Origin of the sequence: Shewanella piezotolerans WP3 (genome assembly GCF_000014885.1) — a bacterium.
Taxonomy (GTDB): domain Bacteria; phylum Pseudomonadota; class Gammaproteobacteria; order Enterobacterales; family Shewanellaceae; genus Shewanella; species Shewanella piezotolerans.
Window position 1 is genome coordinate 2,077,997 of the sequence record NC_011566.1, and the last position, 21,329, is coordinate 2,099,325.

Annotated in this window: 23 protein-coding genes and 1 pseudogene; all 24 read left to right on the forward strand. The window is 45.6% G+C overall.

Annotated features, from left to right (window positions below):
• The first annotated feature begins 72 nt into the window (after positions 1-72).
• The 24 genes and pseudogenes from rpoB (at position 73) to rplR (ending at position 21,323) form a co-directional block, all read left to right on the forward strand.
• Positions 73-4,104, forward strand: a complete 4,032-nt coding sequence (gene rpoB, locus SWP_RS08915) for a DNA-directed RNA polymerase subunit beta (protein ID WP_020912132.1) — start codon at positions 73-75, stop codon at positions 4,102-4,104.
• 85 nt (positions 4,105-4,189) lie between these two features.
• Positions 4,190-8,404 (forward strand): DNA-directed RNA polymerase subunit beta', encoded by a 4,215-nt coding sequence (gene rpoC, locus SWP_RS08920; protein ID WP_020912133.1) that lies wholly within the window; start codon positions 4,190-4,192, stop codon positions 8,402-8,404.
• A gap of 189 nt (positions 8,405-8,593) precedes the next feature.
• Positions 8,594-8,968: a 30S ribosomal protein S12 gene (gene rpsL / locus SWP_RS08925; protein ID WP_012327264.1), complete on the forward strand. Its 375-nt coding sequence runs from the start codon at positions 8,594-8,596 to the stop codon at positions 8,966-8,968.
• A gap of 81 nt (positions 8,969-9,049) precedes the next feature.
• Positions 9,050-9,520 (forward strand): 30S ribosomal protein S7, encoded by a 471-nt coding sequence (gene rpsG, locus SWP_RS08930; RefSeq protein WP_020912134.1) that lies wholly within the window; start codon positions 9,050-9,052, stop codon positions 9,518-9,520.
• Positions 9,521-9,595: 75 nt separating this feature from the next.
• Positions 9,596-11,692, forward strand: a complete 2,097-nt coding sequence (fusA, locus tag SWP_RS08935) for an elongation factor G (protein WP_020912135.1) — start codon at positions 9,596-9,598, stop codon at positions 11,690-11,692.
• An 85-nt stretch (positions 11,693-11,777) separates the two neighbouring features.
• Positions 11,778-12,962: an elongation factor Tu gene (gene tuf / locus SWP_RS08940; RefSeq protein ID WP_020912136.1), complete on the forward strand. Its 1,185-nt coding sequence runs from the start codon at positions 11,778-11,780 to the stop codon at positions 12,960-12,962.
• A gap of 360 nt (positions 12,963-13,322) precedes the next feature.
• A pseudogene (gene rpsJ / locus SWP_RS08945) lies at positions 13,323-13,633 on the forward strand (30S ribosomal protein S10).
• A 24-nt stretch (positions 13,634-13,657) separates the two neighbouring features.
• Entirely contained in the window at positions 13,658-14,296 is a 639-nt protein-coding gene (gene rplC, locus SWP_RS08950) for a 50S ribosomal protein L3 (protein WP_020912139.1), read from the forward strand.
• Between the two features lie 17 nt (positions 14,297-14,313).
• A complete protein-coding gene (rplD, locus tag SWP_RS08955) occupies positions 14,314-14,919 on the forward strand; it encodes a 50S ribosomal protein L4 (protein WP_020912140.1) in 606 nt (201 codons plus the stop codon).
• Positions 14,916-15,218: a 50S ribosomal protein L23 gene (rplW, locus tag SWP_RS08960; protein ID WP_020912141.1), complete on the forward strand. Its 303-nt coding sequence runs from the start codon at positions 14,916-14,918 to the stop codon at positions 15,216-15,218. The genes rplD and rplW overlap by 4 nt, the downstream gene beginning before the upstream one ends.
• 16 nt (positions 15,219-15,234) lie before the next feature.
• Positions 15,235-16,062, forward strand: a complete 828-nt coding sequence (gene rplB / locus SWP_RS08965; RefSeq protein WP_020912142.1) for a 50S ribosomal protein L2 — start codon at positions 15,235-15,237, stop codon at positions 16,060-16,062.
• 11 nt (positions 16,063-16,073) lie between these two features.
• Positions 16,074-16,352: a 30S ribosomal protein S19 gene (gene rpsS, locus SWP_RS08970; protein WP_006083596.1), complete on the forward strand. Its 279-nt coding sequence runs from the start codon at positions 16,074-16,076 to the stop codon at positions 16,350-16,352.
• Positions 16,353-16,367: 15 nt separating this feature from the next.
• Entirely contained in the window at positions 16,368-16,700 is a 333-nt protein-coding gene (gene rplV / locus SWP_RS08975) for a 50S ribosomal protein L22 (protein ID WP_012144645.1), read from the forward strand.
• A 9-nt stretch (positions 16,701-16,709) separates the two neighbouring features.
• Complete coding sequence (rpsC, locus tag SWP_RS08980; RefSeq protein WP_020912143.1) at positions 16,710-17,399, forward strand: 30S ribosomal protein S3; 690 nt, start codon at positions 16,710-16,712, stop codon at positions 17,397-17,399.
• 11 nt (positions 17,400-17,410) lie between these two features.
• The gene (gene rplP, locus SWP_RS08985; protein ID WP_020912144.1) at positions 17,411-17,821 is read left to right on the forward strand and encodes a 50S ribosomal protein L16; all 411 of its coding nucleotides are present in this window, start codon (positions 17,411-17,413) and stop codon (positions 17,819-17,821) included.
• Positions 17,821-18,012 (forward strand): 50S ribosomal protein L29, encoded by a 192-nt coding sequence (gene rpmC / locus SWP_RS08990; RefSeq protein WP_012144642.1) that lies wholly within the window; start codon positions 17,821-17,823, stop codon positions 18,010-18,012. Before rplP ends, rpmC begins: the two co-directional genes overlap by 1 nt.
• Entirely contained in the window at positions 18,012-18,260 is a 249-nt protein-coding gene (gene rpsQ, locus SWP_RS08995) for a 30S ribosomal protein S17 (RefSeq protein WP_020912145.1), read from the forward strand. The genes rpmC and rpsQ overlap by 1 nt, the downstream gene beginning before the upstream one ends.
• 181 nt (positions 18,261-18,441) lie before the next feature.
• Positions 18,442-18,810, forward strand: a complete 369-nt coding sequence (gene rplN / locus SWP_RS09000) for a 50S ribosomal protein L14 (protein WP_011863976.1) — start codon at positions 18,442-18,444, stop codon at positions 18,808-18,810.
• Positions 18,811-18,821: 11 nt separating this feature from the next.
• Positions 18,822-19,136, forward strand: coding sequence for a 50S ribosomal protein L24 (gene rplX, locus SWP_RS09005; protein WP_020912146.1), 315 nt, complete (start codon positions 18,822-18,824; stop codon positions 19,134-19,136).
• Between the two features lie 12 nt (positions 19,137-19,148).
• Positions 19,149-19,688 (forward strand): 50S ribosomal protein L5, encoded by a 540-nt coding sequence (gene rplE / locus SWP_RS09010; protein WP_020912147.1) that lies wholly within the window; start codon positions 19,149-19,151, stop codon positions 19,686-19,688.
• Between the two features lie 10 nt (positions 19,689-19,698).
• Positions 19,699-20,004 (forward strand): 30S ribosomal protein S14, encoded by a 306-nt coding sequence (gene rpsN, locus SWP_RS09015; protein ID WP_020912148.1) that lies wholly within the window; start codon positions 19,699-19,701, stop codon positions 20,002-20,004.
• A gap of 24 nt (positions 20,005-20,028) precedes the next feature.
• Positions 20,029-20,421: a 30S ribosomal protein S8 gene (gene rpsH / locus SWP_RS09020; protein ID WP_020912149.1), complete on the forward strand. Its 393-nt coding sequence runs from the start codon at positions 20,029-20,031 to the stop codon at positions 20,419-20,421.
• Positions 20,422-20,431: 10 nt separating this feature from the next.
• Positions 20,432-20,962, forward strand: coding sequence for a 50S ribosomal protein L6 (gene rplF / locus SWP_RS09025; protein ID WP_020912150.1), 531 nt, complete (start codon positions 20,432-20,434; stop codon positions 20,960-20,962).
• 10 nt (positions 20,963-20,972) lie between these two features.
• On the forward strand, positions 20,973-21,323 hold the full coding sequence (gene rplR, locus SWP_RS09030; RefSeq protein WP_020912151.1) for a 50S ribosomal protein L18: 351 nt from the start codon (positions 20,973-20,975) through the stop codon (positions 21,321-21,323).
• The last annotated feature ends 6 nt before the right edge of the window (positions 21,324-21,329 follow it).

The following is a 21,329-nucleotide window of genomic DNA, read 5'->3' on the forward strand; positions in this document are numbered from 1 at the left end:
ATGGGCAAACGCGCTGTTTCAATCATGATGATTGTTTCAGTCTTGGTCACATCTCGCAATCAGAGGAAACCCATGGTTTACTCCTATTCTGAAAAGAAGCGTATTCGCAAAGACTTCGGTAAACGCCAGAAAGTTCTGGATATCCCTTACCTATTGTCAATCCAGTTGGACTCTTTTAAGAAGTTCACCGATCAAGATCCTACAGGTGAGCGTGGTTTTGAAGCCGCTTTCCGTAGCGTTTTTCCCATCAAGAGCTTTTCTGGTAATTCGGAGCTGCAATACGTCAGCTACAAACTAGGCGAGCCAGTTTTTGATGTGAAAGAGTGTCAAATCCGCGGTATTACATATTCTGCACCACTGCGCGTTAAATTGCGTATGGTTCTTTATGACCGTGAAGCTGCACCTGGCACTGTAAAAGACATTAAAGAACAAGAAGTTTATATGGGGGATATCCCTCTTATGACTGACAACGGTACCTTTGTAATTAATGGTACTGAGCGTGTTATCGTATCTCAGCTACACCGTAGCCCGGGCGTATTCTTCGATCATGACCGTGGTAAAACCCACTCTTCAGGTAAGGTGCTGTATAACGCACGTATTATTCCTTACCGTGGTTCTTGGTTAGACTTTGAATTCGATCCTAAAGATGCATTGTTTGTTCGTATTGACCGCCGTCGTAAGCTGGCTGCATCGATCATTCTTCGCGCATTAGATTATTCGACTCAAGACATTCTTGACCTGTTCTTCGATCGCGTAAACTTTAAGATCAAGCAAGATTCACTAGTCATGGATCTAGTTGCTGATCGTCTACGTGGCGAAACGGCAAGTTACGATATTAAAGATGCTGAAGGCACTGTTCTTGTCGAAAAGGGACGTCGTATTACTGCGCGTCATATTCGTCAGCTTGAAAAGACTAATACTACTGAACTTGAAGTACCAGTTGAGTACATTGCTGGTAAGATTTCTGGTCAAGATTACATCGATCCAGATACTGGCGAAGTATTAGTTTCTGCTAACGCAGAAATCGGCCTAGAAGATCTTGCTAAGCTTTCTTTGGCAGGCATCAAGGAAGTAAGCACACTGTATATCAACGAACTTGATAACGGCGCTTACATCTCTGACACGCTACGTATTGATTCTACAACTAACCGCTTAGAAGCGCTTGTTGAAATCTACCGTATGATGCGTCCAGGCGAGCCACCAACCAAAGATGCTGCAGAAGCGTTATTTAATAACCTTTTCTTCAGCGAAGAACGCTATGACCTGTCTAAAGTGGGTCGTATGAAGTTCAACCGTCGTCTAAGCATTGATGACGACGAAGGTACGGGTATCCTTTCTAAAGAAGATATCGTTGCCGTGATGAAGAACATCATCGCCATCCGTAATGGTTTGGACGAAGTTGATGATATCGATCACCTTGGTAACCGTCGTATCCGTAGTGTTGGCGAAATGGCTGAAAACCAGTTCCGTGTTGGTCTAGTTCGTGTAGAACGTGCCGTACGTGAGCGTTTAAGCCTTGGCGATCTCAATGAGCTAATGCCTCAGGATTTGATCAACGCTAAGCCAATCTCTGCAGCTGTTAAAGAATTCTTTGGCTCTTCACAGCTTTCGCAATTCATGGATCAAAACAACCCGCTTTCAGAAGTGACGCATAAGCGTCGTATTTCTGCGCTTGGCCCAGGTGGTTTGACTCGTGAACGTGCTGGTTTTGAGGTTCGAGATGTACATCCGACTCACTATGGTCGTCTATGTCCAATCGAAACTCCTGAAGGTCCAAACATTGGTTTGATCAACTCGTTGTCAACCTTTGCGCGTACTAACAACTATGGTTTCCTTGAAACACCTTACCGTAAGGTTATTGATGGTGTGGTTACTGATGAGGTCGATTACCTTTCAGCAATCGAAGAAGGTCGCTATGTTATCGCACAGGCTATCGTTGAGTTAGACGAAAACAACCGCATGATGGATGAGCTTATTGCTTGTCGTCATAAAGGTGATTCTACCTTTATGGGCGCAGCAGACATCCAATACATGGACGTTTCGCCACAACAGATTATTTCTGTGGCGGCATCGCTCATTCCGTTCCTAGAACACGATGATGCGAACCGTGCATTGATGGGTGCAAACATGCAACGTCAAGCCGTACCTACACTTAAGGCTGATAAGCCACTAGTTGGTACCGGTATTGAGCGTACGCTTGCTGTTGACTCTGGTGTTGTTGTTGCTGCGAAGCGTGGTGGTTACGTTGATTATGTTGACGCAAGCCGCATCGTAGTGAAAGTTGACGAAGCTGAGTTGACTCCAGGCGAAGCGGGCATTGACATCTACAACTTGACTAAATACACGCGTTCTAACCAGAACACATGTATTAACCAACGTCCTTGTTGTAGTGTTGGCGATCCAGTTGTTCGTGGTGACGTACTCGCCGATGGCCCATCTACCGATTTAGGTGATTTGGCACTTGGTCAGAACATGCGTATCGCGTTCATGCCTTGGAACGGTTACAACTTTGAGGATTCAATCCTTATCTCTGAGCGTGTAGCTCAGGAAGACCGCTTCACGACTATCCACATTCAGGAGCTTTCTTGTATCGCTCGTGATACTAAGTTGGGTAGCGAAGAGATCACTGCTGATATTCCAAACGTTGGTGAGTCTGCGCTTTCTAAGCTAGATGAATCAGGTATCGTTTATATCGGTGCAGAAGTTAAGGGTGGCGACATCCTAGTAGGTAAAGTGACACCTAAGGGTGAAACACAGCTTACTCCAGAGGAAAAACTTCTCCGTGCAATCTTCGGCGAAAAAGCATCTGACGTTAAAGATAGCTCACTACGTGTACCTAACTCTGTTAAAGGTACTATCATCGACGTACAAGTATTTACTCGTGACGGCGTTGATAAAGATAAGCGTGCTGTTGAAATCGAAGAGATGCATATCGCTCAGGCGAAGAAGGATTTGACTGAAGAGTTCCAAATTCTTGAAGATGGTGTTCTTGGTCGTGCTCGCAACCTACTACTAGGTGCTGGTTTCGATGAAGCCCAACTTGATGCAATTCCACGCTCGCAGTTGTTGATGCAAACTATCGATGACGAAGCGAAGCAAACTGAGCTAGAGCAGTTAGCTGAGCAAGCGGAAGAGCTAAAAGCAGATTTCGATAAGAAGTTCGAAGTTAAGCGTCGTAAGATCACTCAAGGTGATGATTTAGCACCTGGCGTACTGAAGATTGTTAAGGTTTACTTAGCAGTTAAACGTACTATTCAGCCTGGTGATAAGATGGCGGGTCGTCATGGTAACAAGGGTGTAATCTCTAAGATTTGTCCTGTTGAAGACATGCCTTACGATGAAAAAGGTAACCCAGTGGATATCGTATTGAACCCACTAGGTGTACCGTCACGTATGAACATCGGTCAGGTACTTGAAGTTCATATGGGTGCTGCAGCTAAGGGTATCGGTAATCGTATTACTGAGATGCTTGAAGAGCAGCGCGAATTGGCAGAACTTCGCGGCTACATCAAAGAAGTTTATGAGTTAGGTGACGAAGTGCAACAGCGCGTCGATATCGATTCATTTACTGATGATGAAGTACTGCGTCTTGCTAAAAACCTTAAAGGCGGTGTACCAACAGCTACACCTGCGTTTGATGGTGCCAAAGAGAAAGAGATCAAGCAGATGCTTGCTCTTGCAGGTTTACCGACTTCAGGTCAGCTAACGCTGTGTGATGGTCGTACTGGTAACGAATTTGAGCGTCAAGTAACCGTTGGTTACATGTACATGCTCAAGCTTAACCACTTGGTTGACGATAAGATGCACGCCCGTTCTACTGGTTCGTACAGTCTTGTTACTCAGCAGCCATTGGGTGGTAAAGCACAGTTCGGTGGTCAGCGTTTCGGTGAGATGGAAGTATGGGCACTAGAAGCATACGGTGCTGCATATACCCTTCAGGAAATGCTAACTGTTAAGTCAGATGATGTGAACGGTCGTACTCAGATGTATAAGAACATCGTCGACGGTAACCATCAGATGCAACCAGGTATGCCTGAATCTTTCAACGTATTGTTGAAAGAGATCCGTTCACTCGGTATTAATATCGAGTTGGATCAAAAGTAACACTTGGTTACTGCCTCTAATTGGCAAAGAAATTGGTGCTCTGCATTGTGCAGGGCACCCGGTTTAACTCCTTCAGGAGAGAAACGTGAAAGACTTATTAAAGTTTCTGAAACAGCAAAGCAAGACTGAAGAATTTGAAGGTATCAAGATCGGCCTAGCGTCGCCTGACTTGATCCGCTCTTGGTCTTTTGGTGAAGTTAAGAAGCCAGAAACCATTAACTACCGTACATTCAAACCTGAACGTGAAGGTCTGTTCTGTGCGCGTATTTTTGGTCCAGTAAAAGATTACGAATGTTTATGCGGTAAGTATAAGCGTCTTAAGCACCGTGGTGTGATCTGTGAAAAGTGTGGCGTTGAAGTTACACAGACTAAAGTACGTCGTGAGCGTATGGGTCACATTGATCTTGCAAGCCCAGTAGCACACATCTGGTTCTTGAAGTCACTGCCGTCTCGTATCGGTTTGATGCTAGACATGACTCTACGTGATATCGAACGTGTTCTTTACTTCGAATCTTTCGTGGTGATCGAGCCTGGCATGACCAGTCTTGAACGCGGCCAAATGTTGACAGAAGAAAACTATCTGGATGCATTGGAAGAGTACGGTGATGAATTCGAAGCTAAGATGGGTGCAGAAGCAGTTCTTGAATTGCTACGTGCTATCGAGCTTGAGAAAGAAATTGAAATGATGCGCGAAGAATTGCCATCTATCAATTCTGAGACTCGTCGTAAGAAGATCACTAAGCGTCTTAAGCTTATTGAGGCATTCTTCCAATCAGGCAACAAGCCTGAGTGGATGATCCTTAAAGTGCTACCGGTTCTGCCACCTGATCTACGTCCTCTAGTACCACTAGATGGCGGACGTTTTGCTACGTCTGATTTGAACGACCTTTACCGTCGTGTGATCAACCGTAACAACCGTCTAAAGCGTCTGTTAGACCTAGCTGCTCCAGATATCATCGTACGTAACGAAAAGCGTATGCTGCAAGAATCTGTTGATGCGCTATTGGATAACGGTCGTCGTGGTCGTGCTATTACCGGTTCTAACAAGCGTCCGCTTAAATCTTTGGCCGATATGATCAAAGGTAAGCAAGGTCGTTTCCGTCAGAACTTGCTAGGTAAGCGTGTTGATTACTCTGGTCGTTCGGTTATTACCGTAGGTCCTACGCTTCGCTTACATCAGTGTGGTCTTCCTAAGAAGATGGCACTTGAGCTATTTAAACCATTCATCTACGGCAAACTAGAAGGTCGTGGTTTAGCGACAACTATTAAAGCCGCTAAGAAGATGGTTGAGCGTGAAGTTCCTGAAGTATGGGACGTTCTTGACGATGTTATTCGTGAACACCCAGTGATGCTTAACCGTGCACCAACACTGCACAGACTAGGTATCCAGGCATTTGAGCCAGTACTAATCGAAGGTAAAGCGATTCAGCTTCATCCATTGGTTTGTGCGGCATACAACGCCGACTTCGATGGTGACCAAATGGCTGTTCACGTGCCGCTAACGCTGGAAGCTCAGCTAGAAGCACGTTCACTAATGATGTCTACCAACAACATCCTTTCACCTGCAAACGGTGAACCGGTGATTACACCTTCTCAGGACGTTGTATTGGGTCTTTACTACACTAGCCGCGAATGTGTAAACGGCAAGGGTGAAGGCATGGCATTTGAATCAGTCGCGGAAGCTGAAAAAGCTTACCGTACTGGTGCTGCCGAATTGCATGCTCGCGTTAAGGTTCGTATTACCGAAACCAAGACTGACGAAGCAGGCGAAAAAGTTAAGACTCGTCGTATCGTAGATACTACAGTTGGTCGTGCATTATTGTCATTGATCCTGCCAAAAGGCTTATCGTTTGATCTGGTTAACCAGAACATGGGTAAGAAGCAGATCTCTAAGCTATTGAACACTTGTTACCGTCAACTAGGTCTTAAAGATACCGTTATCTTTGCTGACCAATTGATGTACACCGGTTTCCATTTTGCAACTGTGTCAGGTGCCTCTGTTGGTATCAACGACATGGTTATTCCAGATGAGAAATACACGCTAGTTGCTGATGCTGAAGCGGAAGTTCTTGAAATTCAAGAGCAGTTCCAGTCAGGTCTAGTAACAGCTGGTGAGCGTTACAACAAGGTCATCGATATCTGGGCAAGCGCCAACGAAAAAGTGTCTAAAGCGATGATGGACAACTTGTCTTCAGAAACTGTCATTAACCGTGATGGAGAAGAAGAGAAGCAAGAGTCATTCAACAGTATCTACATGATGGCCGATTCGGGCGCTCGTGGTAGTGCGGCACAGATTCGTCAGCTAGCGGGTATGCGTGGTCTGATGGCTAAGCCAGATGGCTCAATCATCGAAACGCCAATTACCGCTAACTTCCGTGAAGGTCTAAACGTATCTCAGTACTTTATTTCTACTCACGGTGCGCGTAAAGGTCTTGCGGATACGGCATTGAAGACAGCTAACTCTGGTTACCTGACTCGTCGTCTAGTTGACGTTGCACAAGATTTAGTTGTGATTGAAGAAGACTGTGGCACGTTTGAAGGTCTAACAATGAAACCGCTTATTGAAGGTGGTGATGTTGTTGAGCCGTTACGTGAACGTGTTCTTGGTCGTGTGGTTGCACAAGACGTATTCAAGCCTGGTACTGAAGAAGTGCTTATCCCACGTAACACTCTGCTTGATGAAGCATGGTGTGACACGGTAGAAGATAACTCTATCGATGAGATGATTGTTCGCTCAGTAATTAGCTGTGACACAGACTTTGGTGTGTGTGCTGCTTGTTATGGTCGTGATTTGGCTCGTGGTCATATCATCAACCAAGGTGAAGCGATTGGTGTTGTAGCTGCTCAGTCAATTGGTGAGCCAGGTACACAGCTTACGATGCGTACCTTCCACATTGGTGGTGCGGCATCTCGAGCGTCAGCTGAGAACAACGTTCAAGTTAAGAACGCGGGCACTCTTAAGCTACACAATGCTAAGCATGTAACCAACAGCGAAGGTAAACTGGTTATCGTATCTCGTTCATCTGAGCTAGCCATCATCGATGAGTTAGGTCGTGAAAAAGAGCGTTATAAGGTTCCTTACGGTACGGTTCTAGAAAAACTAGAAGACGCACCTGTAGCTGCTGGTGAGATTATCGCTAACTGGGATCCTCATACTCACCCGATTATCACTGAAGTGGCGGGTAGTACTAAGTTCGTAGATATGATTGAAGGTGTCACTATGACACGTCAAACGGACGAACTAACGGGTCTTTCATCTATCGTAGTATTAGATGTTGCACAACGTCCAACAGCGGGTAAAGAGATGCGTCCTATGATCCGTCTTGTTGCTGCTGATGGCGGTGACTTGATGATTCCTGGTACTGAAGTACCAGCGCAATACTTCTTGCCTGGCAACGCGATTGTTAACCTTGACGATAACGCTCCAATTAACGTTGGTGATGCATTAGCACGTATTCCTCAAGAATCTTCTAAGACTCGCGATATTACCGGTGGTCTGCCACGCGTTGCTGACTTATTCGAAGCGCGTAAGCCAAAAGAGCCTGCTATTCTTGCTGAAGTATCGGGTACTATCTCGTTCGGTAAGGAAACCAAAGGTAAGCGTCGTCTAGTGATTACACCTGCTGAAGGTGGTGATCATTACGAAGAGATGATTCCTAAGTGGCGTAACCTTAACGTGTTCGAAGGTGAAAAAGTTGAACGCGGTGAAGTTATTGCTGATGGTCCAGAAGCAGCGCACGACATTCTACGACTACGTGGTATCCACAATGTGGCTAACTACATCGTGAATGAAGTACAGGATGTTTACCGTCTACAGGGCGTGAAGATCAACGATAAGCACATTGAGGTGATTATTCGCCAGATGCTGCGTAAGTGTGAGATCGCTAACGCTGGTGACAGTGAATTCCTAGCGGGTGAGCAAGCTGAAGTATCACGTGTGAAGATCGCTAACCGCGAACTTGAAGCACAAGGTAAGCAGCCAGCGACATTCGAGCGTGAACTTCTTGGTATTACCAAGGCGTCTCTTGCGACTGAATCGTTCATCTCTGCAGCATCGTTCCAGGAGACCACTCGTGTTCTTACTGAAGCAGCTGTTGGCGGTAAGAGCGATAAGCTACGCGGTCTGAAAGAGAACGTAATTGTGGGTCGTTTGATCCCTGCTGGTACAGGTTACTCTTACCACCAGAAGCGTGCTGAAGCGGCTGTTAAACCAGCTGCTGAAGAAGCACCAGCAATTAGCGCGAGCGAAGCTGAGCAGAACCTTGCTGATCTACTAAATCTTGCTGGAAGTTCTGATTAATTCAGTCTGAAAAGTAAATAGATTGTAAAAAAGGCGCCTTTGGCGCCTTTTTTTTACTTTAAATCGGTTAAAAGTTGTCTATTTCTTGACACACACGCCATACACTTCTAAAATTTCGCGTCCCACACCTGTGGGATATAGATTTTTCACACCTTACTGTTGATTAAATCAACTGATTCGGAGCTATACATGGCAACTGTAAACCAGTTGGTACGTAAGCCTCGCGCGCCAAAAGTCGACAAGACTAATGTGCCTGCGTTGAATGCGTGTCCACAAAAACGTGGTGTTTGTACTCGCGTATACACAACCACACCAAAAAAACCTAACTCTGCACTACGTAAAGTAGCTCGTGTGCGTCTTACTAACGGTTTCGAAGTTACTTCGTACATCGGCGGTGAAGGCCACAACTTGCAGGAACACAGCGTAATTCTAATCCGTGGCGGTCGTGTTAAAGACTTACCGGGTGTGCGTTACCACACTGTACGTGGCGCTTTAGATTGTGCTGGCGTAAGCGAACGTCGTCAAGGTCGTTCAAAGTACGGTGCTAAGCGTCCTAAGTCTTAACGTTTTCCGTTAAGTAAGGCCAAGCTAGAGATATATTGAGATTCCAGTTTTGGGGTCCCTGAAGCATACGGAGAAATTGTTATGCCAAGACGTCGCGTTGTAGGACAACGTAAAATCCTACCAGATCCAAAGTTCAACAGTGAGTTGCTGGCTAAGTTCATCAACGTCATTATGCAGGACGGCAAAAAGTCGACTGCAGAAAAAATTATTTACAAGGCACTAGATACTGCGTCTGAAAAGAAAGGCGAAGACCATTTAGTAATCCTTGAAGCAGCCCTGGACAATGTACGTCCATCAGTCGAGGTTAAATCTCGTCGTGTTGGTGGTTCTACTTACCAGGTACCATGTGAAGTTCGTCCAGTGCGTCGTAACGCACTAGCGATGCGCTGGTTGGTTGAAGCTGCACGTAAGCGTGGTGAAAAATCTATGGCGTTACGTCTAGCCGGTGAAATGCTAGACGCATCAGAAAACAAAGGTACTGCTGTTAAGAAGCGCGAAGACGTGCATCGTATGGCAGAAGCAAACAAAGCGTTTGCTCATTACCGCTGGTAATATCTTGGCGCAGGCTTTTGCCTGCGCCTTACTTGCATTGCTAACACTCAGGTTTTAGCTAAGAGGGTATAAATCGTGGCTCGTACAACCCCAATTGAGCGTTATCGTAATATCGGTATTGTCGCTCATGTTGATGCTGGCAAAACCACCACAACTGAACGTGTTCTATTCTACACCGGTATGTCTCATAAGATCGGTGAAGTTCATGATGGCGCAGCCACTATGGATTGGATGGAGCAAGAGCAGGAGCGTGGGATTACCATCACTTCAGCCGCAACGACTACTTTCTGGCGCGGAATGGAAGCACAGTTTACTGAGCACCGTATTAACATCATTGATACTCCTGGACACGTAGACTTCACTATTGAAGTTGAACGTTCTCTACGAGTACTTGATGGCGCTGTTGTTGTTTTCTGTGGTTCATCAGGGGTAGAACCCCAATCTGAAACTGTTTGGCGTCAGGCTGATAAGTATCATGTTCCTCGTATGGTTTTCGTCAATAAGATGGACCGTGCAGGCGCAGACTTTGATAGCGTAGTCGAGCAGATCCGTAACCGTCTTGGAGCGACTTGTGTACCGATTCAAATGAATATCGGTGCAGAAGAAGAGTTCAAAGGTGTTGTTGATTTGATTAAGATGAAAGCGATTAACTGGTCTGAAGAAGATCAGGGAATGACTTTCACCTATGAAGATATTCCTGCTGACCTAACCGATAAAGCTGCAGAAATGCGTGAATACTTGGTGGAAAGTGCAGCGGAAGCTTCAGACGAACTGATGGAAAAATACCTTGAAGAAGGCGAGCTTTCAGAAGTTGAGATCAAAGAAGCACTGCGTAAACGTACCTTAAATAACGAAATCGTTTTGGCAACTTGTGGTTCTGCTTTTAAGAACAAAGGTGTACAAGCGGTTCTCGATGCTGTGGTAGATTTTCTACCATCACCAGTTGAAGTTCCTGCTATCAGGGGCATTGACGAGAATGAGAAAGAGACCGATCGTCCAGCGGACGATAACGCGCCTTTCGCAGCGTTGGCATTTAAGATTGCTACAGACCCATTTGTGGGTACCTTAACCTTTATGCGTGTTTATTCAGGCGTATTAGAAACAGGTGCTGGCGTATATAACTCTGTTAAGCAAAAACGTGAACGTATTGGTCGTATGGTGCAGATGCACGCCAATGACCGTCAAGAGATCAAAGAAGTGCGAGCTGGCGATATCGCTGCCGCTATTGGTCTTAAAGACGTGACTACTGGTGATACATTATGCGATAGCGACCATAAAGTAATTCTAGAGCGAATGGAGTTTCCAGAGCCTGTAATTACTATTGCCGTTGAGCCAAGAACCAAGGCAGACCAAGATAAGATGGGGATCGCGCTACAAAAGTTAGCTGCTGAAGATCCATCGTTCCGTGTTGAAACTGATGAAGAATCGGGTCAAACACTGATCTCTGGTATGGGTGAGCTACACTTAGATATCATCGTAGACCGTATGCGTCGCGAATTCGGTGTTGACTGTAATGTAGGTAAACCTCAAGTTGCATATCGTGAGACTATCCGCGCAAGTGTGGAAGTTGAAGGTAAATTCGTTCGACAATCAGGTGGTCGAGGTCAATTCGGTCATGTTTGGTTGAAACTAGAACCTCAAGAAGAGGGTTTTGGTTACGAATTTGTCAGCGAAATTGTTGGTGGTGCGGTTCCTAAGGAATTCATCCCAGCAGTAGATAAAGGTATTCAAGAGCAGATGAAGAGTGGCGTTTTAGCCGGCTTCCCTGTTCTAGACGTAAAGGTTACTCTGTTCGATGGTTCATATCATGATGTGGACTCTAACGAAATGGCCTTTAAAGTTGCCGGTTCAATGGGCTTTAAAAAGGGTGCTCTTGAAGCAGACCCTGCCTTGCTTGAACCTTGTATGAAAGTTGAAGTTACAACACCTGAAGACTATATGGGTGATGTGGTTGGAGACTTAAACCGTCGTCGTGGTCTTATTGAAGGCATGGACGATGGTATCGCAGGTGTTAAACTTGTGCATGCAACAGTACCATTATCTGAAATGTTCGGTTATGCAACCGATTTGCGCTCTGCGACTCAGGGTCGTGCTTCATACTCTATGGAGTTTTTGAAGTACTCCGATGCACCGCAAAATGTTACTAAAGCAATAATGGAAGCTCGAGGCTAAACAGTCTCACTCTTTTATTGATATAATTAATTGCTATTGCTCGGTAAATAACGCCGAGCATTTTCTGAAAAGAAAGGAATATATCGTGGCTAAAGAAAAATTTGAACGTAGTAAACCGCATGTTAACGTTGGTACCATTGGACACGTCGACCATGGTAAAACAACACTAACTGCTGCTATCTCTGCTGTTTTGACTAAAACATACGGTGGTGAAGTTAAAGATTTCGCACAAATCGATAACGCTCCAGAAGAGCGCGAGCGTGGTATTACAATTAATACTTCTCACATCGAATATGACACTCCATCACGTCACTACGCACACGTAGATTGTCCTGGTCACGCCGATTATGTTAAAAACATGATTACTGGTGCTGCTCAAATGGACGGCGCGATTCTAGTAGTTGCTTCTACAGATGGTCCAATGCCACAAACACGTGAGCACATCCTGCTTTCACGTCAGGTTGGCGTACCATTCATCATCGTATTCATGAACAAGTGTGACATGGTTGACGATGAAGAGCTTCTTGAGCTTGTAGAAATGGAAGTTCGTGAACTTCTTAGCGAATATGAATTCCCAGGTGATGACCTACCAGTTATCCAAGGTTCTGCGCTTAAAGCCCTTGAAGGCGAGCCAGAGTGGGAAGCAAAAATCATTGAACTAGCACAAGCTCTAGATACTTACATCCCAGAGCCAGAGCGTGCAATCGATGGTGCATTCATTCTTCAAATTGAAGATGTATTCTCAATCTCAGGCCGTGGTACAGTAGTAACAGGTCGTGTAGAGCGCGGTATCATCAAAGTTGGTGAAGAAGTAGAAATCGTTGGTATCAAAGATACAACTAAGACAACTTGTACTGGTGTTGAAATGTTCCGTAAGCTTCTTGACGAAGGTCGTGCTGGCGAGAACTGTGGTGTTCTTCTACGTGGTACTAAGCGTGAAGATGTTGAGCGTGGTCAGGTTCTTGCTGCTCCTGGTTCAATCACTCCACACACAACTTTCAAGTCAGAAATCTACGTTCTGTCTAAAGAAGAAGGTGGACGTCATACTCCATTCTTCAAAGGCTACCGTCCACAGTTCTACTTCCGTACAACTGACGTAACCGGTACTATCGAATTGCCAGAAGGCGTAGAGATGGTAATGCCTGGTGACAACGTTGCTATGACAGTAACACTAATCTGCCCAATCGCGATGGACGAAGGTTTACGCTTCGCAATCCGTGAAGGTGGACGTACAGTTGGTGCTGGTGTTGTTGCAGAGATCGTTGCTTAATAGCGACTTATCTTAGCGCAATACTGAAAAAGGCAGCTTAGGCTGCCTTTTTTATTGCCTTAAGAAATGTATCTAAGTACTGGCAATCTCGATCTGGCTGGGTATAATAGCCGCCACTTTGTTGAATATGGTCTATTTGACGGTATTTCAAACAGTGGGGTTGATCTGAGACTTAAAATCAGTATAATAGCCCCTCGCCTTAACCATTAGGCGAATTTAAATTGGTCTACCCTTGAGGTTGACGTAAAAAAACAGCGACTCCAATTGTGAGTCGAACGGTTAAATCATCTCGCTCTGCTTTTCCAAATGGAAGAAGCTAGAGGGTGATTTTTTATGTGTACATTTTAGGAGCTCTGGTCAATGCAGAACCAAAGAATCCGTATCCGCTTAAAAGGATTTGATCATCGTTTGATTGATCAGTCTACTGCGGAAATCGTTGAAACTGCTAAGCGTACAGGCGCACAGGTTCGTGGTCCAATTCCACTTCCAACGCGTAAAGAACGTTATACCATTTTGACTTCTCCACACGTTATAAAGATGCGCGTGATCAGTACGAACTTCGTACTCACAAACGTCTTGTTGACATCGTAGAGCCGACTGAAAAGACTGTTGACGCACTTATGCGTCTAGATCTTGCGGCGGGTGTTGACGTTCAGATTAGCTTGGGTTAATTGAGCTTAGAAGAGGTTTGAGAGATGGCTATCGGTCTTATCGGTCGTAAAGTAGGTATGACACGTATCTTCAATGAAGATGGCGCGTCGGTACCTGTAACAGTAATTGAAATTGCTGCTAACCGTGTAACCCAAGTGAAAACTTTGGATACAGACGGTTACCGTGCACTTCAAGTTACTACTGGTACCAAAAAAGCTAATCGCATCACTAAACCAGAAGCAGGTCACTTTGCTAAGGCAGGCGTTGAAGCCGGTCGTGGTTTGTGGGAATTGCGTTTGGCAGATGGTGATGGTGAAGGCATCGAAGTAGGTGCTGAGCTAAATGTAGATATCTTCGCTGACATAGCGAAAGTTGATGTAACTGGTCAATCAAAAGGTAAAGGCTTCCAAGGCGGTATTAAGCGTTGGAACTTCCATGCCCAAGATATGACACATGGTAACTCTTTGGCACATAGATCTAACGGTTCTATCGGTCAAAACCAGACACCTGGTCGCGTTTTCAAAGGTAAGAAAATGTCAGGCCACATGGGTGCAGAGCGTGTTACTACGCAGAATCTAGACATTGTACGTGTAGATGCTGAGCGTAACTTGCTACTGGTTAAGGGTGCAGTTCCAGGCGCTACTAATGGCGACCTGATCATCAAACCAGCTGTTAAAGCTTAAGGTCTGAGGAGATAGTAATGGAATTGGTATTGAAAGACGCACAGAGTGCTCTTGAAGTTTCCGAAACTACCTTCGGCCGTGACTTTAATGAAGCACTGGTTCATCAGGTAGTTGTAGCTTACGCTGCAAACGCGCGTCAGGGCACTCGTGCTCAAAAGACTCGCGCAGAAGTAGTTGGCTCTGGCAAGAAGCCATGGCGCCAAAAAGGTACTGGCCGCGCACGTGCTGGTACTGTTAAAGGCCCAATCTGGCGTGGCGGTGGCGTAACATTCGCTGCTAAAGCACAAGATCACAGCCAAAAAGTTAACAAGAAGATGTACCGCGGAGCGCTGAAAAGCATATTCTCTGAATTGGTACGTCAAGACCGTCTAGTAGTAGTTGAGTCGTTTGGTGTTGAAGCTCCGAAAACTAAAGAGCTGAAAGCTAAATTGAACGAAATGCAACTTGAAGACGTGTTGATTGTTACTCCAGAAGTTGACGAGAACTTGTTCTTAGCTGCTCGTAACTTGTACAAAGTTGACGTTCGTGATGTTGCTGGTATTGATCCAGTTAGCCTTATCGCATTCAACAAAGTACTCGTAACTGCTGAAGCTATTAAGCAAATCGAGGAGATGCTGGGATGATAAGCGAAGAACGTTTGTTAAAAGTTATTCTTGCTCCACATATCTCTGAAAAGAGCACTGTGAATGCAGAGAAAAACAATACAGTTGTTTTCCGTGTAGCTATCGATGCAACTAAAGCTGAAGTTAAAGCTGCAGTAGCACAGCTATTCGAAGTTGAAGTCGATTCAGTTCGCACTTTGGTTAACAAAGGTAAAACTAAGCGTCACGGTGCCCGTACTGGCCGTCGTAGCGATTGGAAAAAAGCCTATGTTACTCTAGCTGAAGGTGCTGACATCGATTTCGTCGGCGGCGCTGAATAAGCAAAGGAGAATTATCATGGCAGTTATTAAGTGTAAGCCAACCTCTCCAGGTCGTCGCCACGTAGTTAAAGTGGTGAACAGCGATTTGCATAAGGGTAAACCTTTTGCAGGCCTGTTGGCGAAAAAATCGAAAAGTGGTGGCCGTAACAATACTGGTCGCATCACTTCACGTCACATTGGTGGCGGACATAAGCAACATTATCGTCTAATCGACTTTAAGCGTAACAAAGACGGTATCCCTGCGAAGGTTGAACGTTTGGAATATGATCCAAACCGTACAGCTAACATCGCATTGGTACTTTACGCTGACGGTGAGCGTCGTTACATCATTGCCGCTAAAGGCATGAAAGCTGGTGATTCAATCCAGTCTGGTATCGATGCAGAGATCAAGAGCGGTAACGCAATGCCTCTACGTAATATCCCTGTGGGTAGCGTAGTACACGCAGTCGAAATGAAGCCTGGTAAAGGTGCTCAAATCGCGCGTTCTGCTGGTGCTTATGTACAAGTTATTGCTCGTGATGGCGCATACGCCACTCTACGTCTTCGCTCTGGCGAAATGCGTAAAGTGCCTGTTGATTGCCGCGCGACATTGGGTGAAGTTGGTAACGCCGAGCATATGCTACGCCAGTTAGGTAAAGCAGGTGCTAAACGCTGGAGAGGCGTACGCCCGACAGTTCGTGGTGTTGCAATGAACCCAGTAGATCATCCACATGGTGGTGGTGAAGGCCGTACATCTGGTGGTCGTCACCCTGTATCTCCATGGGGTCAGCCTACTAAGGGTTATAAGACTCGTAGTAACAAACGCACCGACAAGTACATTGTACGTCGTCGCAATAAAAAGTAAGAGGATTCGCCATGCCACGTTCTCTCAAGAAAGGTCCATTCATTGACCTACACTTGCTGAAGAAGGTAGAGAAAGCGATGGAAGCGGGAGACAAGAAGCCTATTAAGACTTGGTCTCGTCGCTCTATGATCATCCCTAATATGATTGGGTTGACCATCGCTGTCCATAATGGTCGTCAGCACGTACCTGTGTTCGTAACTGACGAAATGATCGGCCACAAGCTTGGTGAATTTTCACCAACTCGCACTTATCGCGGCCATGCTGCAGATAAGAAAGCGAAGAAGCGTTAATACGGGAGGAATAAGATGGAAGTTTTAGCTAAACATCGTTTTGCCCGTACGTCGCCTCAAAAGTGTCGTTTGGTTGCAGATCAAATCCGTGGACTGCCTGTTGCTAAGGCTCTCGAAATTCTAACTTTCAGCCCTAAGAAAGCTGCAGTACTTGTTAAAAAAGTACTGGACTCTGCAATCGCTAATGCTGAGCACAATGAAGGTGCTGACATTGACGAATTAAGAGTTGGAGCGATTATGATCGATGAAGGTCCAACTATGAAGCGTATCATGCCACGTGCTAAAGGCCGTGCTGATCGCATAATCAAGCGTACCAGCCACATTACTGTGGTTGTATCAGATCGCTAGGAGTTAGCAATGGGACAGAAAGTACATCCTAATGGTATCCGTCTGGGTATCACTAAGCCTTGGATCTCGACATGGTACGCTGACAAGTCAGACTATGCCAATAACTTGAGTAGTGACTGGGAAGTGCGTAAGTTTCTTGAAAAGAAACTTAAGCAAGCATCAGTTTCTAAGATTGTTATCGAGCGTCCAGCTAAAAGTGTTCGTGTTACTATCCACACAGCCCGTCCAGGTGTTGTGATTGGTAAGAAAGGCGAAGACGTAGAAAAGCTACGCAATGCAGTTGCTAAATTGACTGGTACTCCAGCTCAAATTAACATCGCTGAGATCCGTAAACCTGAGCTAGATGCTAAGCTTGTTGCCGATGGCATCGCTTCGCAGCTAGAGCGTCGTGTTATGTTCCGTCGTGCTATGAAGCGCGCAGTTCAAAACGCAATGCGTCTTGGTGCTAAAGGTATCAAAGTTGAAGTTAGCGGCCGTCTAGGCGGCGCTGAGATTGCGCGTTCGGAATGGTATCGTGAAGGTCGTGTACCTTTGCATACTCTTCGTGCTGATATCGACTATTCTACTTCTGAGAGTCACACTCAATACGGTGTGATTGGCGTTAAAGTTTGGGTCTTCAAAGGTGAAGTTCTAGACGGTATCGTTCCTCAGCATGAAGAGCCGAAACAGCAGCCGAAGCGTAAGCCTCGCGGTAAATAGGAGAGCTGGCAATGCTGCAACCAAAAAGAATGAAGTTTCGCAAAATGTTCAAGGGCCGCAACCGTGGTCTAGCGAACGGCACTGAAGTTAGCTTCGGTGAGTTCGGTTTGAAAGCTGTAGGACGTGGTCGTCTTACTGCTCGTCAAATTGAATCTGCGCGTCGTGCTATGACACGTCACATTAAACGTCAAGGTCAAATCTGGATCCGCGTTTTCCCTGATAAGCCAATTACCTCTAAGCCTCTTGAAGTGCGTATGGGTAAAGGTAAGGGTAACGTTGAATACTGGGTTTGCCAGATTCAACCAGGTAAGGTTCTTTATGAGATGAATGGCGTATCAGAAGAGTTGGCTCGTGAAGCCTTTGCTCTTGCTGCTGCAAAATTACCTCTGAAGACTACCTTCGTAACTAAGACGGTGATGTAATGAAAGCGAGCGAACTAACAGAAAAGAGCGTTGAAGAACTGAACGCTGAACTGCTTGGTCTGCTGCGTGAGCAGTTTAATCTGCGTATGCAACACGCCACTGGTCAGTTGACTCAGACTCATCAGCTTAAAATCGTGCGTCGCAACATTGCGCGCGTTAAGACCATTATTACTTCTAAGGCGGGTGCATAATGTCTGATAATATCCGTACTTTGCAGGGTCGAGTACTTAGCAACAAGATGGACAAGTCTATCACTGTAGCTATTGAGCGTAAGGTTAAACATCCTTTATACGGGAAGTTCCTTAAGCGTACTACTAAGATCCATGCACATGACGAACAAAATCAGTGTAATGCTGGCGATGTCGTGACTATTCGCGAATGCCGTCCGCTGTCTAAGACTAAGTCTTGGACTCTGGTTGAAGTAGTATCAAAAGCCTAAGTTTATTAGGCATTTAGTTAAACGGCTCCGATTTTCGGAGCCGTTTGTATTTTTAGTACTATCTATTCCTGTTTTTAGGTGTTACACTTGCGCGCCATTTTTGACTAAATTAAAGTCGAAAATCGGGCAATAAATGTACCCCTAAGTGGGATTGTGAAGTAACGATAGCGGAGCACTTAAAATGATCCAAATGCAATCGACTCTAGAAGTCGCCTGTAACAGTGGCGCTCGTAGAGTTCAGTGTATTAAGGTCTTGGGTGGCTCTCATCGTCGTTATGCCGGTATCGGCGACGTCATCAAGGTTTCTGTAAAAGAAGCAATTCCTCGCGGTAAAGCGAAGAAAGGTGATGTATATAACGCGGTGGTAGTCCGTACTAAGAAAGGCGTACGTCGTCCAGACGGTTCTGTCATTCGCTTCGATCGGAACGCAGCGGTATTGCTTAACGCAAACCTTGCACCGATTGGTACTCGTATCTTTGGACCAGTGACACGTGAATTGCGTACAGAGCAATTCATGAAAATTGTCTCGCTGGCACCAGAAGTACTGTAAGGAGCTTCAAAATGGCAGCAAAAATACGTCGTCAAGACGAAGTAATTGTACTAGCAGGTAAAGACCAGGGTAAACGCGGTAAGGTTTCTCAGGTTCTAACTACTGGTAAATTAATTGTAGAAGGTATTAACCTTGTCAAGAAACACCAAAAGCCAAACCCACAATTGGGCGTAGCTGGCGGTATTGTTGAGCAAGAAGCACCGATACAAGCATCAAACGTAGCGATTTTCAACTCTGCCACTGGCAAAGCTGATCGCGTTGGTTTCCGATTTGAAGACGGCAAAAAAGTCCGTTTCTTTAAGTCGAACAGTGAACTCGTTAAGTAATTGGAGTAAACGATGGCGAAACTGCATGATAAATATCAAGAGACTGTTAGTCCTGAACTTGTCAAAAAGTTTGGTTTTACCAGTGTCATGCAAGTCCCTCGGATTGAAAAGATCACCCTTAATATGGGTGTTGGCGAAGCAGTAGCAGATAAGAAAGTTATGGAGCATGCGCTTCGTGACATGACTGCTATCGCTGGTCAGAAGCCAGTAGTGACTGTAGCTCGTAAGTCAGTTGCTGGTTTTAAAATCCGTGAAGGCTACCCAATAGGCTGTAAGGTTACACTGCGCGGTGAGCGTATGTGGGAATTCTTAGAGCGTTTAGTAGATATCGCAATCCCGCGTATCCGCGATTTCCGTGGTATGAGTGTTAAATCATTCGACGGTCGTGGTAACTATGCGATGGGTGTACGTGAGCAAATTATCTTCCCAGAGATCGAATACGATAAAATCGATAAGATCCGCGGCATGGATATTGTAATCACTACTTCTGCGAAGAATGACGAAGAAGGCCGAGCTTTGCTCGAAGGCTTTAACTTCCCATTCAAGAAATAAGGGTAGCGTAATGGCAAAAAGTTCAATGAAAGCACGTGAAGCAAAACGTGCCAAGCTCGTAGCTAAGTTCGCTGAAAAGCGTCTAGCTCTTAAAGCTATCATTAGCAGTCCAACAACTTCTGATGAAGATCGTTGGGATGCAGTACTTAAGTTACAAGCTCTACCACGTGACTCTAGCTCTGCGCGTCAGCGCAATCGCTGTAGTCAAACTGGTCGCCCACATGGTTTCCTACGTAAATTCGGCCTTAGCCGTATTAAATTACGTGAAGCAACTATGCGCGGTGAAGTTCCTGGCCTACGCAAGGCCAGCTGGTAAGCACTTGTCACGGAGTAAGCTAATATGAGCATGCAAGATCCTATTGCGGATATGTTAACACGTATTCGTAACGGCCAAGCTGCTAAACACGTATCTGTGAAGATGCCTTCTGCTAAGCTAAAAATCGCTATCGCGAAAGTGCTTAAAGAAGAAGGTTATATCACTGACTACGCCGTAGCAGATGAAGCCAAGCCTGAACTGGAAGTTACTCTTAAGTATTTCCAAGGTCAGCCAGTCGTTGAGACTATCCAGCGCGTTAGCCGTCCTGGTCTTCGTATTTACAAAGGTAAAAACGAACTACCAAAGGTTATGGGCGGACTGGGTGTCGCTATCGTGTCCACTTCTAAAGGTTTGATGACTGATCGTACTGCCCGCCAAAATGGCATGGGTGGGGAAGTTATCTGCTACGTAGCATAAGGAGCTAGCAATGTCTCGTGTCGCAAAAGCACCAGTCGCTATCCCTGCAGGCGTAGAAGTGACTTTAAACGAACAAACTATCACCGTAAAAGGTACTAAAGGTAGTTTGACTCGAGTAATTAACGCTGACGTTTCTGTTGTTGTAGAAGACAACGAAATTAAGTGTAGTTCGGTTGAGGGCGTGAAAACTGCCGCTCAAGCGGGTACTGCTCGAGCTCTAATCAACAATATGGTTGTTGGTGTTACTGCTGGTTTTGAAAAGAAACTTCAGTTAATTGGTGTCGGTTACCGTGCGAAAATCGCTGGTAAAGGCGTTGATTTAACTCTAGGTTTCTCTCACCCACTGGTACACGAACTTCCTGACGGCGTAACAGCAGAGTGTCCTAGCCAAACTGAAATCGTACTTAAGGGTACTGATAAGCAGTTAATTGGTCAGGTTGCTGCTGAGATTCGCGGCTACCGTCCACCAGAGCCTTACAAAGGTAAAGGTGTTCGTTACGCTGATGAACAAGTACGCCGTAAAGAGGCTAAGAAGAAGTAGGTAACGCGATATGGATAAGAAAACATCTCGCTTACGCCGCGCGACTCGCGCCCGTAAGAAGATCCAAGAGCTGGGCGTTAACCGTCTGGTTGTACATCGTACACCACGTCACACATACGCTCAGGTCATTAGTCCTGCAAACGTAGTGTTGGCGGCAGCTTCTACTGCTGAAAAAGCGGTATCAGAGCAGCTAAAGTACACAGGTAACGTAGATGCAGCTAAAGCAGTGGGTAAAACCGTTGCAGAGCGCGCTATCGAAAAAGGCGTAGCTGTAGTTGCATTCGATCGTTCCGGCTTCAAGTATCACGGACGCGTTGCTGCATTAGCAGACGCTGCTCGTGAAGCTGGCCTCAAGTTCTAAGGAATG